The 13,260-nt window shown below is 37.3% G+C and carries 15 protein-coding genes; 3 read left to right on the forward strand and 12 right to left on the reverse strand.

Going from position 1 to position 13,260, the window contains the following annotated elements; all coding sequences use genetic code 11:
* The first annotated feature begins 202 nt into the window (after nt 1–202).
* The gene (locus JHD79_RS02190; RefSeq protein ID WP_199117462.1) at nt 203–760 is read left to right on the forward strand and encodes a hypothetical protein; all 558 of its coding nucleotides are present in this window, start codon (nt 203–205) and stop codon (nt 758–760) included.
* 205 nt (nt 761–965) lie between these two features.
* Here JHD79_RS02190 and JHD79_RS02195 read toward each other — a convergent pair whose 3' ends face one another.
* The 7 genes from JHD79_RS02195 to JHD79_RS02225 form a co-directional block, all read right to left on the reverse strand.
* Nucleotides 966–3,008, reverse strand: a complete 2,043-nt coding sequence (locus tag JHD79_RS02195) for an LTA synthase family protein (protein ID WP_199117463.1) — start codon at nt 3,006–3,008, stop codon at nt 966–968.
* 1 nt (nt 3,009) lies between these two features.
* Complete coding sequence (locus JHD79_RS02200) at nt 3,010–4,464, reverse strand: glycosyltransferase (protein ID WP_199117464.1); 1,455 nt, start codon at nt 4,462–4,464, stop codon at nt 3,010–3,012.
* Nucleotides 4,464–5,609 (reverse strand): HEAT repeat domain-containing protein, encoded by a 1,146-nt coding sequence (locus JHD79_RS02205; protein ID WP_199117465.1) that lies wholly within the window; start codon nt 5,607–5,609, stop codon nt 4,464–4,466. Before JHD79_RS02205 ends, JHD79_RS02200 begins: the two co-directional genes overlap by 1 nt.
* Before the next feature lie 20 nt (nt 5,610–5,629).
* Nucleotides 5,630–6,004 carry a response regulator transcription factor gene (locus JHD79_RS02210; RefSeq protein ID WP_199117466.1) on the reverse strand — a complete coding sequence of 125 codons (375 nt, stop codon included), beginning with the start codon at nt 6,002–6,004 and terminating at the stop codon, nt 5,630–5,632.
* Between the two features lie 159 nt (nt 6,005–6,163).
* A complete protein-coding gene (locus tag JHD79_RS02215) occupies nt 6,164–7,192 on the reverse strand; it encodes an oxidoreductase (RefSeq protein WP_199117467.1) in 1,029 nt (342 codons plus the stop codon).
* Nucleotides 7,193–7,211: 19 nt separating this feature from the next.
* A complete protein-coding gene (locus JHD79_RS02220) occupies nt 7,212–7,646 on the reverse strand; it encodes a DUF2147 domain-containing protein (protein WP_199117468.1) in 435 nt (144 codons plus the stop codon).
* A gap of 149 nt (nt 7,647–7,795) precedes the next feature.
* Complete coding sequence (locus JHD79_RS02225; RefSeq protein WP_199117469.1) at nt 7,796–8,101, reverse strand: hypothetical protein; 306 nt, start codon at nt 8,099–8,101, stop codon at nt 7,796–7,798.
* Nucleotides 8,102–8,106: 5 nt separating this feature from the next.
* Here JHD79_RS02225 and JHD79_RS02230 point away from each other — a divergent pair, with 5 nt between their 5' ends.
* On the forward strand, nt 8,107–8,403 hold the full coding sequence (locus JHD79_RS02230) for a hypothetical protein (RefSeq protein ID WP_199117470.1): 297 nt from the start codon (nt 8,107–8,109) through the stop codon (nt 8,401–8,403).
* A gap of 216 nt (nt 8,404–8,619) precedes the next feature.
* Here the strand turns inward: JHD79_RS02230 and JHD79_RS02235 are convergent, their stop codons facing one another.
* From JHD79_RS02235 to JHD79_RS02245, 3 genes are all read right to left on the reverse strand, one after another.
* Nucleotides 8,620–9,081, reverse strand: a complete 462-nt coding sequence (locus tag JHD79_RS02235; RefSeq protein WP_199117471.1) for a VOC family protein — start codon at nt 9,079–9,081, stop codon at nt 8,620–8,622.
* 109 nt (nt 9,082–9,190) lie between these two features.
* The gene (locus JHD79_RS02240; RefSeq protein ID WP_199117472.1) at nt 9,191–9,691 is read right to left on the reverse strand and encodes a DinB family protein; all 501 of its coding nucleotides are present in this window, start codon (nt 9,689–9,691) and stop codon (nt 9,191–9,193) included.
* A gap of 3 nt (nt 9,692–9,694) precedes the next feature.
* Nucleotides 9,695–10,195, reverse strand: coding sequence for a DinB family protein (locus tag JHD79_RS02245; protein WP_199117473.1), 501 nt, complete (start codon nt 10,193–10,195; stop codon nt 9,695–9,697).
* A gap of 119 nt (nt 10,196–10,314) precedes the next feature.
* On the opposite strand from JHD79_RS02245, the gene JHD79_RS02250 reads away from it, so the two are divergent.
* Complete coding sequence (locus JHD79_RS02250) at nt 10,315–11,283, forward strand: GlxA family transcriptional regulator (RefSeq protein WP_199117474.1); 969 nt, start codon at nt 10,315–10,317, stop codon at nt 11,281–11,283.
* Nucleotides 11,284–11,391: 108 nt separating this feature from the next.
* On the opposite strand, the gene JHD79_RS02255 is transcribed toward JHD79_RS02250, so the two are convergent.
* Both JHD79_RS02255 and JHD79_RS02260 read right to left on the reverse strand, forming a co-directional pair.
* Nucleotides 11,392–11,958, reverse strand: coding sequence for a DUF3347 domain-containing protein (locus JHD79_RS02255; RefSeq protein ID WP_199117475.1), 567 nt, complete (start codon nt 11,956–11,958; stop codon nt 11,392–11,394).
* 79 nt (nt 11,959–12,037) lie between these two features.
* Complete coding sequence (locus JHD79_RS02260; RefSeq protein WP_199117476.1) at nt 12,038–13,252, reverse strand: efflux RND transporter periplasmic adaptor subunit; 1,215 nt, start codon at nt 13,250–13,252, stop codon at nt 12,038–12,040.
* Between the last annotated feature and the right edge of the window lie 8 nt (nt 13,253–13,260).

A 13,260-nucleotide genomic window follows, 5' to 3' on the forward strand; every position in this document is an offset into this window, starting at 1 on the left:
CCACTTCCTTGGTATACATCTCTGCAATTGCCGGTAAATATTTCTACTCTACCACACGGCGTTTTACTTTTAAGTTAGGTGTAATCTCACCTTCGTCAATGCTAAACGGATTTCTTTTGATTTTGAAAGGACATTTAAGGTAAAATGGACCGGTTGGGTAGGTAAATATTTTGATTCTTTTGACACCACTCAAAACAAAGAGTTGCCCAAATGGTTAGTTGAAAACTATAAACGCCAGAACAATAATAAATGGCCATTTAAAAAAGCTGGAATTGCATTCGTTAACAAAAATGATAAAATTGTAGTCCTGGAATACATTAAACACCTCAACTCAGAAGTACCCTATATCTTAACAGGCAAGGAAGAAAGAGAAAAATATAATATTCCAAAGAGCATGAAATACCCTTTTTGGTTTGATATCCTACAGACATCAAGGGCCAACAAAATCGTTTCCTTCTACGATCTAAAAGTGAATAATGCCGGATTAGATATACTTACCCAAAATAATATCCCTTCTCAATTTCCTGCCATTATAGAGCACTATAGAGATGATTATAAGTTTTATTATTTCTGCGGAGATTTTGCCGACAATCCCATTTCGCAAGGGGGATCATATTTTAAGGGCATTACCTATTTCAGAAGCTTATTCTACAATGATGATATCGCAGCTGAACGTATCAGTTTCTTTTGGGAGTTTTACCAACCCATGATCCGCACTATTCTTAAAGACTACTACAAAGACCTGCATAAAAAAGATTAGCACGCTTTTGGCCATCCTTATCATAACACTTCCCTATGGGCAAACAGTTAAAAATATGAGGTAAAGTAAATATTACCTAACCTTCCAAAATTGAAGGACTGAAAAAGCTACCGTTTTTGGCACCCAAGAACATCGCAAATAGGATGGCCTTTGTTTATAACAGATCAATCAAAAGCACACGCTGCAAATTGAGTATATTTATAAATCAGGGCTTAAATTTCTTATAAATACTATCAGGCAATAATTTAAGACTTTGGACAAGCTGGTTATTCTGCGACTTATACTGGAGAAACTCTCCCCTAAGTTGGTTGGCCTTGTTATCATCCTGCATAGGCTGAAGGTTCATATTATCTCCAATACTGAACAGGGTCTTATCATTAAGTAAATATTCTCCAGAAACATAATCGATCAGGTCGTTAACGGTTTGTTTCAAAGGGTACCTATGTATGTTCCTAAATTGCTTCACCGTATCCAATCCTGAACCTACCCAAGTTACCAAACTGGGTGCTACCATGCCATAGTTAACCTGTAAAAACTTGGTAAGTGATGGGGCAATATCTAAATGGCTGGACATAGACCTAATGCTGGCCGTACGTTTTAACATGGGCGAATAGATGATCAAAGGTACATGATACCTGTCTATCTTGGTCGACATGGGAATTTCTGGCAATCTGTGATCTCCGGTAAGGATAAAAATAGTATGCTGATAAGAGGGCAGCTTGGCAAAAGCTTCGAAAAAATATTTTAGGGCTTCGTCTGTATACAGGATACTTGCATATTGATCCTTATAGATTCTATGTTCTTCTTTTTGCGCTTCATTAAATCCCATTTTTTTCAACAGATCTTCAAACTGTGCATAATACCTATCCATATCGGGTACTTTATAAGGTGTATGCATGGAAATGGTTTGAATATAGCTCATAAAGGGTCCATTAGGCTGTTTGCTATAATAAGCAATTGCCTTTTTCATGAGGTCTAAATCAGGATAGCCCCAATAGGAGTTGTGTTCGATGGGAAATTCTGAAAAATCAGCTTTTGATATCATGCGGTCTACCCCTTGCCCTTTAATGAACAAGCCCTCATTATCAAAAGTGACATTAGTTCCCATAAGAAATGAAGTATGGTAACCATTACGTTTTACCAAACCTAATGTGGTAATGGCATTAGGCATAGCTGCGCCCAAATCGTTATAGCCTTTTTCAAAAAAGGGCAACGATCCTAAAATAGAAGGAAGCGAAGCAAAAGTCCTACCCTGCGAGGCTAGAAAATTTTCGAAATATAAACTTCTCGATCTCAGTTGGTCCAAAAATGGAGTGAAGCTGCCTAAATAAGCATTTGGTCCGCTAAATGCCCTGCCTAAACCTTCTACCTGTATAATAACAATATTAGGTCTATTTGCACTATCTGTTGTAAAAAAGTTCCCTAATACATCTGGAGTATGGTCTTCCCTCAAAAATGGATAATTGGCATCTACATATTTAAAAACTTCCTTCCCTCCATTTTCTCCATCCGACTCATCCTCAAAATAATTCGAGGCGTAAATATCAATGTCTGGTTCGTTATCAAAAAAATACGCATAGCTTCGCTCAAAGAAATAGGCCTGCTTATTAATGGCAACATTATAAGCATAATCTGTCTTAAAACCATTTGGGTTTGGTACTGCCGATACGTTAAAATAAAGCAGGGCAAGTGCTACCACCATCACCCCCACTGCCACATTGATTTTTATAAAATTGATTTTCTCCATCCATTTGAGCACAAACCATAAAAACACAAAAGGCAATATAAAAAGGATAATGGTCAGGAAGTTTATACTTAGGCCAGCACTAACCGTTTGTTTGATATCACTGGCAGAATAACCATATAAATCGGAGCCCAATGGAACTAGCGCCGTAAAAAAATATTTGAGCAATATTAGGTATATGAGGATATAAAGGCTAAAAATAATCCCTGCACTTATTAAAATATATTTTTTCACTTTCAATGAGAAAAAGAAAAGCACAAATAGTATATATAAGAAAGGGAAGCATTTTAAGAAGAAGATGACATCAAAAAACAATGCCTTAAGCCCTTGTAGGAAAAAACCCGTAGGTAGCTGCCCCTTAATGGCTATATAGATATATTCCAAAATCTTCATAAAAAAAATAGTAGCCAATAAGGCCAAAGAATATTTAAGGAATAAGATTAAACTATTTTTTAGCTTATCTAAAACTGGATATTCCGGTGCTTCAAAAAAAGTATTTTCCATATTAAGTTACAGTATGCGGTGTTGTTCCTTCCTTATTTTTCTCCTCTTTAAATCCCTTTCTCGTCATGTTTCCCCAAGCTTTACGTCCTAAGAACTTATCAATATTACCTCTCATGGCCCAATAAATAGTAAATGGGTGATAGAAAATAGGTTCTAAAAATGCCACAAGAAGCAATTTAACAAGATCTCCTCCTTTGGTATACTGCTGATATGACATTTCTTCAAATAAGATTGCAATAGTGGATAGGGCAATAGAGAAAAAATAGACCATTGAAATCAGAATCAACGAAAATTCCCAATTGATATTTCCCATGATGGCAAGTGCTATAAATATGGTAATACCCAAAAACTCTATAACAGGAGCCAACCATTCGAAAAAGAACCAATAAGGATAGCTTAATAAGCCCAGCACACCATATCTTGGATTAAAAAAAAGATCTTTATGCATCCATAATGTCTCTATAGTACCCCTGGTCCATCGGTTACGCTGCCGACCCAATATCTTTAAATCAGCTGGTGCTTCGGTCCAGCATAAAGGGTCTGGAATATAAACAACCTTAAACCGCCTATCCTGCTCATACATATAACGTCTCATTCTTACTACCAACTCCATATCCTCACCTACGGTTTTATCGTCATATCCCCCCACCTTAATCACTATATCTTTCACAAACAAGCCCATTGCCCCAGAAATAATCAGCAGGCCATTGAGCCTACTCCATGCCATTCTTCCCATTAAAAAAGCCCTAATGTATTCCAGTACCTGAAAACGCGGCCATATATTTTTGGGCATATTTACCTCCACCAATTTTCCATCTTCTACCTTGCAAGAGTTGGCAATTCGAACTACTCCCCCACTGGCTATTACTTGATATTTCTCTTCTAGATAGGGTTTGGCAAGTTTCAACAGGGCATCCTCCTGTACAATACAATCTACATCTATACACAATATCAACTCCTTTCCTGAAACATTAATACCTGCATTCAGTGCATCAGATTTTCCTCCGTTTAGCTTATCAACTACAGTTAATTTAGAAAAAGAGGGCAATTTTGATTTGTAGACTCCCCTTATTTCATGGCATTTAATCTGATAATCGACTGCAAAATTTACCTTTTCAAGCTGATAATAATCAAACATTCGCTGAAAGGTATTGTCTTTGCTACCATCATTGATTATAATCACTTCATAATTATTGTAATGGAGTGATAAAAGCGAACGAATATTTTCGATAATGGTAGCCTCTTCATTATACGCGGGAGCTAAGATCGATACCGATGGTACCAAGGGAGAAACTAATATTTCACGATAGTTCACATAACTGTTCTTCTTCATATAAGCATTCATCTCTATGGCAGATAGAAAGATTAATATGACATAAGATGTCATTACAGAAATGGCATAGTAAAATATGGCATTATTAAAAAATGTTTCAAAGAAGTAAAAAAACTCTCTCATTATGATTTGATACGACTATCCAATACATGATTGATAATAGCCTGATTTTCTAAACTAGTTTGTCTATATATCTCTCTTAGTTTTGCCTCTCCTAGGTCAGCACTTCTTTTTATCGCATAAAGCGCTTCCCTTTTGATTTTGTAATTATCAGAATAAATCCTAGAAGAAAGAAAATCACTATACCTACCGGAAGATATTCTTCCAATAGCGTTAAGAATTTCTGTTTTGATTTCCAGAGGTTGGTCAAAATAAACTTCAAACATATGTTTTTCTGCACTTTCAAGCTCTAATTTCCCAATAATTTCGATGGCTTTTTTTACAATCTTGGTATTATGGTGCTTTAGCAATCTTTCTACTTCCTCTGCTGCATCAAATTGCATAAAATGATCTATAAGCTTCAAACAAAGCATAACCACTGTATCGTTCGAAGAACGAAGCCATTTAGAAAAGGAAGGGATCTGCAATTTTTTATCTTTGGTAATGATCTCGAATAGCACCAATTGATGCCAATCCAATATTCTTTCCTGAGCCCTATCTAAAAAACGAAAAGGGTCTTTAGGAGACAGCTTGATGTAAGCGGCCTGTGCTTCCATTCTTAAAAGTGCATTTTCATCATCTGTATATTTGATAATATCATCGGCCATTTCGCCCACTTCCATTTCATTGGCCTCACGTATGCCTTCAATTTTAACTTCCCAGTTTTTATTTTTCACTTTCTCTCTCGATCGCTGATCAAGATGCAGCTTCACATAAAGTAAAGAGAGCAATTCTGCCGGTTTGCCTATAAAGTTTTTATGATAGGTTAGGATTTCGGTAATTAAGATTTTTTTAACAATAGGAATATGAAGTGGTAATTTTTGCAATCGGGGAAAAAAATGTTCAATAATTTCGTCGGTATCATCACTTTCATCATAAATCACCAAATTGGCCAACATATTATGGATATGTGCTTTCCATTTTTTTTCTTGGCTTTTCTTTTTATATTGATTAATACGGCGAAGGGCAATGTAAATGTAAAGTTCTACAATAGCCACTACACAAAAGAGGATAATAAACAAACATGCCCTGATATTAGCAGGAAAATAAGGGAGACGTTCGGTAAAAATCTCTCTTATATAAGTAAATGCAGGATTAAAAAAACTCATGGCTCGGCAGAAAACAAAACCTAAAAAACATTCTGTTTGATGTATCTCTTGATCCTTACAGAAAGTTCATTCAAGTTAAAAGGCTTGTATACAAAGTCTTCTGCGCCTAAGGCGAAGCCCTCCAGTACAATATTTTCTAGACCAACTGCAGAGAGTAAAATTACAGGTGTGATCTTTTTAACGGGGTCATTTTTGATATAGCTTAGTATCTCCATTCCTCCCACAAAAGGCATCATAATATCGGTCAATATCAAATCGTAGGTATTACTTTTTACCTTCTCCATAGCCTGCCTACCATCAGCTGCCACATCTATCTGATATCCATCTTTTTTCAATTTAAACTCCAATGCTTTAAGCATCAGTACCTCATCTTCGGCAATTAATATTTTTGACATACAACCCTCCAGTACTTTAATACTGCAATTACTTTACCAGTATTGTAAAAATAGCATTAAATCTATCCCTTTTAAAGAATTGTAAGCTTTATGTTAAGCCTAGCAATTCTTTTATTTTCCAACAAAGTAATTTTTTCCCCGCAATGTAGAAATTTTACACTAAAGAATCATATTTAACCGATAGATTTGACCTTTACCTCCTGCCAGTACAATCAGTTTTCCATTTGGTGCACTTTTAATGACATTAAATCCCAACGACGAAATATTCATCCATTTTTTACCGCCATCTACAGATAGATCGGTACCGGAAGTTCCGGTGGCAAAACACAGATTTTCATTGATATACACTACAGCAGACCTAAAACCAAAAACAGGAATCACTGGTTTTTTCCAAGTTCTACCGCCATTTTTAGTGATCAGTACATTATTGGTGTTGTCTTTGTCTTTAAGATAATTCCCTCCTACGGCTATTCCTTTTCGTTCATTGTAAAAGTCAATAGAAAAAGTACCTGTGCTACTTTCGCCCTGCATAATTGGACAATCGTATACTTTCCATAAATTGCCATAATTAGGCGAAAAATATACTTTGGCTACTGTGCCTCCAGTTGCAATCCACACCTTGCCATCAGGCAAAGCTTTAATAGATGTGCCACTTGCAGCAAAACCAGCCTCTCCTACAGCAAGGTTCTGCTTTAACCGGTCGGAGATATTCTGCCAACTTAAACCTCCGTCCTGCGTTCTTAACAGTTGCATTTTATTTTTTATCGGATCTCCAAATACAATGCCTTGCTGGCTATTCCAAAAGTCCATTCCATCTAAAAATATGGCTGAATCTATATTTTTATAGGTTTCTCTCCATGTTTTACCTCCATCTATGGTAGAGAGAATATAAGCGGGTGAACCAGCGTTTACCACAATTGCTTTTAACCGATCAAATGCCTGGATATCCCTGAAGTCTAACTTCTCATAACCTTTAGGCTGTATCCATTCCCAAGTTTTGCCTCCGTTCAATGATTTACCGATATAGCCTTTGTTACCGCTTACCCATATGATATTTTCATCCACTACGGAAAGTCCCCTTATACTCGTATTAGGCCCTATAAACATAGGTTCCAATTTATATTGCTGTGAATGGACCAAAAATGGCAATACCAAAGCTAAGAGCAATAACTTGATGAGTTTATACATGAAAGCGAATTTATGAACTCTATTTTATTCTTTTCCAGACTTCGGTTCTACCCAACAACGACACCCCAATATATCCCCTAATGCTCAACTGCTGGCTATCTTTCAGCGTAAGTTTACAACTATAGTTTTTTCCTGATTTAGGATCATAGATAGAGCCATCTACCCATTTATCTTTATCGAAAACAAAGTTCTTAAGAATTTCTAAACCCAATATAGGTTTTGAACGCAAGTCCTCATCTGGATTCTTAACATCTGTTTTGGCTTTGCCCTGGTCATCATTGGGCTCTTTAATCCAGACCAGCTTTCCAAAATATTTTTCACCTTTTTTATAAATTTCAATTTGTCCTTCACCAGAAGGATTTAGCCATTTACCTAAAATATCATCTTTTTTTTGAGCAAAAACAACTGATGCACAAAGCAATAATAAAATCAAAACTGAAGATTTCCTTAACATAAGCCTAATTTTTAATTGATTAAAAACCAGTCTAAACCGACAATGGAACAGATACGAATTTTATCTATTATGATCAAGGTACGCTGATCCATGCCATCTAAACCTTTTCTTAAAGTTAAGGATTAGGATGAGATATTAAAACTTAATCGTCATAATAGACAAAAAATGACACCTATAGTACTACTTAAACTATTATTTTCTTGTATGGCATAAGTAATCGTTAAAGGCTGCTCTCCTTCTGTCAATTCCTCGGCGCAGTAACCATGCTGTTTAAAGAGATCGATTACCGAATCTACCAACATAGGTTCAACACCTTCATGACATAAACGCAGGATGAGATCACAATCCGTAAGATCGAAATTAGCACTGCAACCTATAAATGTGTCATGAAGCTGTTTAATGAGCCTCTGGGCTATTACTTCATCATTTACATTGGTCTTAAAAACTTCGATCATGATTAATGATAGAAAAGCGTTTGAAATTTAGATTAGTGGTTCCTGAATTTAGGTCTTTCTATTTGACAGCCTATTCCAAATTTATTGAAAAATATTGGAAAAATCCTAAAAAACAAGGGGCTATCAAAAAAAACACACACCTCTTTCTTAAGCCATTACCTGTATCAACCAAAATTGGAGCACGTAACTTTAGTAAAAATATATCCATTTCATTTAACGTTCAACAATTTCTGTTCAAAGGGAACAAAATGGATATTTTGGACAGCCTCTTCCCATCTGCTCATGCTACCTATTTGAGTTAGGAAATTGATTTATATTTTAGTAACTGATGATAGTATGACGTTGTCAAAATGGCGAATACCACTAAAAGGCGCAAAAGACATAGGAATAAAATCCATCAATGGCCAAGTGCCCAATAAGTTCAGAAATGTATTTGATACCTCAGCCAACATAAGCCCACTCTTTAATACGTTTACCTATAAATGGAAGAAATTAATATCCATCCTCCAATAAAATGCTTACTGTGCAGCTTTTCCATGCTGTTGTTCGTTATAGCTTATCATCCATTGTATTTCAAACTTGTCGGTCAACATGCCATAATAATCGCCCCAAAACATATCCTGCATGGGCATTTGCACCTTCCCGCCTTCACTTAAAGCTTTAAAAATACGATCTGCATCTGCTCGGCTGTCTACACTTATGCACAAGGAGATATTTGTACCAGACTTTACCTGTGGCATGGTAGAAGGCACATCGGTACCCATTAGCATGCTACTACCAATCGGCAGTGCCATATGCATGATCCCATTGGCTTCCTCTTCTGGTATGGACTGATCTGTACAGCCCTCTGCATCATTAGGTTCTGGCGGTGCTTGGCTAAAGCGCATCAAAAAAGGAAAATCGCCCCCAAAAATTGATTTATAAAAATTGAAAACCTCTTCGGTATTACCGTTAAAGTTTAAATAAGGATTAATTATCATCGTTCTAATATTTTGATTTGATTAAATGATCTAATGCGAATTTATGTATTGTCTGTAATTGTTAATATTGCCTAATTGGCCAAATTTAAGGGGCGTTTAAGACATCTTTCTATGAGGACATTTTATTTAACTGGTAGGTGTGCCTCTGTGTATGATAAATAAGGAAATAAATAGCCTCTAACCGTGTAATGTGGCCAAAGCCAGGCAGTTCAAAATCTAAACAAGTTTCCGTTAAATCCAGATCAGAAATGAGTTTTGCCACTACTTTGCCAATATGATCTAGTTGTTGTAACAACTCTCGTTGATTATAGTTTTTATCGACTGGTTCTATAAATGCTGGAGCCTTCATTTTTAGCTCAAAGTTTAGCAATATTTCCTTTAATGGAATTACTCTTGCATCGGCAGGCCCATCTGTAAATTTGGTATTTCCAGAGAGTACCTTATCAAAATCGGCCCCTGCCAGCACCAAATGTTGTGCTACTTGGGCCGGCGACCATGTGTCTTTTGTCGACTTATGGTTAAAAGATTCTGCATCGAAACGTTTAATAGCTTTTTCTAACCCCGAAAAAACATCGTTCAAAGATTCTGTTATTTCTGTTTTTGTTTCCATGGCCTACCTATATTTCATGGCTTCGTAGCCCAACAACCTACGCCATAATGCGATCTGACCAATGCAATTTGCTTCCCGATAGGTGTTAAAACTCACCATTTCAAACATTGGGAAGCTCATGCCTTCTACCGGAAAATCTAAGATCTTATCAAGTTTCTCCTCGCTTGCATTTAGCAGTTTATCTCTTAATACAGGTGAAATTTTATCCCACTCTTCTTCATAGGTTTTTAAGGCAGGATATTTTTGATCTTCCTTAATTCCCTGATGGTGTTTAAATAATTCATAGGCACTAGATTTTGCCTCTACACCAAATAAATTGGCCAACTCATAGCGCTCTTGCAGCAAACTTCCAGCCAACCAAGCCACATGATTAGCCTTGGTGTCCAACCTTTTGATGGCATCTTCGTTGGTAATACCTTCCAAAACACTATGGTAATACGTGGTGTGCATATCATATAGCACCAAAAAACCATACATTCTATTACTTACTGGTTTAATTTTCATAACATTTAATTTTTATAACACTAAATTACAGTCTCTTTCAACAAATTAGCGCCATCATTAATGTCAAAGTTTGGGTGCATACGAGACATTTGTTATTTTAGATTAATCAAGATATAAACATGAAAAGAATTGGATTGTTGTTAAGCAAAGACTATAAATTATTAAGTGTTGCCGCTGTGCTAGAAGTATTTGAAACGGTGAATAAATTTTCTGTAGCAGACCAAAAAGATATTCCATTTGATATTTATCTACTTGCCGGTGACGAAACAATAGCCCATACTAAAGAGGCTTTAGGCTACCAGCTCACTCCCCTGAAAGATGCCCCATTAATGCAGATTATCCTGATACCTGCATTTACCTCAGAAAATATGATGGCCTCGCTCTTGGCAAACCAGCAATGCATTCCTCATTTGGTTGCACAATATCAAAAAGGTGCTTGTTTGGGCAGCTTTTGCACAGGTGCATTTTTGCTGGGTGCCAGTGGACTATTGAACGGTAAAATTGCCACTACCCATGTAGATGCCAGCAATGGCTTTGCTCAGGCCTTTCCAGAAGTCAATTTAAAGGCAGACAAAACCGTTACCCAAGATGGACGTTTATACACCAGCGGTGGTGCCACTTCTTCGTTCCATTTATTGTTGCATTTGGTACATGAGTACTGTGGTAAAGAGATGGCCATACGCATTGCCAAGGTTTTTGCCATAGATATGGATCGGGATAAGCAATCCTATTTCAGCACCTTTCAGCCTTCTAAAGACCATAATGATGAACTGGTGGCTATTGCCCAACGAAAAATAGAACAAAACTATCATGATGCCGCCACCATTGAAGAGCTGATCAAAGATATTCCATCGAGCAGAAGAAATATGGTGCGTCGTTTTAAGCACATAACGGGTATTACGCCCATAGAATACCTGCAACAGACCCGTATCGAAGCAGCAAAGAAACTATTGGAAAAGACCAGCCAGCAGATGAACGAAATCATTTACAGTTCTGGCTATAATGACCCCAAGGCTTTTAGAAAAATATTTAAGAAAACAGTGGGCATGACCCCCACACAGTATAGGGAAAAGTTTCAGGTGAGGTAACTATACAATAAATGAATACATTACCCGCTTTAAAACCCCTAGCTCACCTGCCATAAGCTGGCGAGTTAGGGACACAAGAACAGATTTTTTAACCCACTTTCCAAAATCCTACTTCAAAGTTTCCTTCACCTCTCCGCAATTCATCATACTGTCGCCAAAATAAGGATTTTTAATCTCCTTTTGATTGCTCAACCATGAAGCTCCTTTATCATTTAGAGCCATTGGACAATACTCCACATAAATTTCCCCCGCACTTAGCCCCGAACTTTTCACCTTCGCAATGAATTCATTGCTCAAATCGGCATATAAAATACGTTGGGCATCTAGCGATGGCGCAGCACTTATCTTAGCTGACAAAGAAGATAATGCACTACCATTAGGGAGTATTTTTGCACCGAGTTCTATTGCATTAGCTGCTATCTTGGCTTCAGCAAGATCACCTTTAATCAAAGCATTGGTCAAATGAACATAGTGCTGGTATATGGCATTCAGCTGATCATCTTTTAAACTTACCAATGCTGATGTTTGTGTTAGGGGCACATCCTCCCTATGCTCTGCAACCGTGTGATTATGCCCTGCATGTTCTTCTTTGGCTTTATGCTGATTTCCGCAAGCGGTTACTAAAGTTATGGCGATTATAGTTAGGGCCAAAATAATATTGTTTTTAATGTTCATGATATATTTGATTTTATTTGATCAATGCTATTTATGATTCTCATATTTAAAGACTAATCTGACTGCGATGAGCTAAAATTTAATTTACCAATCCATCTAGAGGATTTTTCCCTTTTTTCAACACGTATTCACTATATAATAAATAAGCTCCCGTAACCACCACCTCCTCTCCGGCTTGCAAACCAGAGGCAATTACTACACCTGCTTCATTTTCCACTCCAGTCGTCACCTTTTTAGGTTCGAACTTATCTTTTCCGGTCTTGACCCAAACATGCATCCCTTTACCATCACGCACCACGGCGTCTACGGGCAAAGTAAGTGCACTACCTGTTTTACCTGTAGACAACCACACATTAGCCTGCAGGCCTGGTTGCCATTGTCCATTCGGATTGGTAATGCGTCCTCTAATCTGGGTAAGTTGAGTGCCTGACTGCAACACTGGCGTCATAAAATCTATCCCCATACTTTTTGGTTGGTCTTCCCAACCTGCTACTATTACCTTCACCTGTTGTCCTATTTTTAAGCCTTTGGCTTCGTCAGGATAAACATCGGCCTCTACCCAAAGGTTACCATAACCTTCCAATTTTAGAATAGCACTGCCTTCGTTTACATATTGGCCTTGGCTAATAGACACTTCGGCTACTATTCCACTTTGTGTAGCATAAAAGGTAACATACGGGTCTTTTTTCTGTGTATTGACCAACTGTTGCAATTGTGCTTCTGTTTGACCATAGCGCAATAGCTTCTGTTTGGTCGAACTTACAATTTGCTTTTCTATCTGATCTCCAGGAAATTGCTTTTCTTGGGCAATAGCCATGAGGTATTCTTGTTGTAGGGCAGCCAATTGTTCCGAATAAAGCTGATAAAGGGCTTGTCCTTTCTGCACTTGCACCCCTGTTTCACGTACATAGAGTTGTTCTATCCTACCCGAAATCCTAGCTGAAATATAACTACTCTGTTCAGGATCAATTACCAATCTGCCGTTGAGCACTTTATTTCCAAAAAGGTTGCCTTGACCAATTGTTGCCGTAGTGATGTGTGCCAAAGCCTGGCGCTGGGCGTCTATTACCAATTTTTTTTCATGGCTGTCCTTTTCAAATGTTACCAGGTCCATACCACAAATAGGACAGGTGCCCATCTCATTCTTGATGATTTGCGGATGCATGGGACAAGTATAAGTCTGCTCTTTTTTAGCATTGGCATTTTGCTTTTTTTCCTCACTACAGGCCGCCATCAACAAAGAAGGGAGCAAGACCATTAATGCTATTTTTTTAATGAATATTTTTCGTTTCATGATTGACG

Source organism: Pedobacter sp. ASV28 (genome assembly GCF_016428855.1).
GTDB lineage: Bacteria > Bacteroidota > Bacteroidia > Sphingobacteriales > Sphingobacteriaceae > Pedobacter.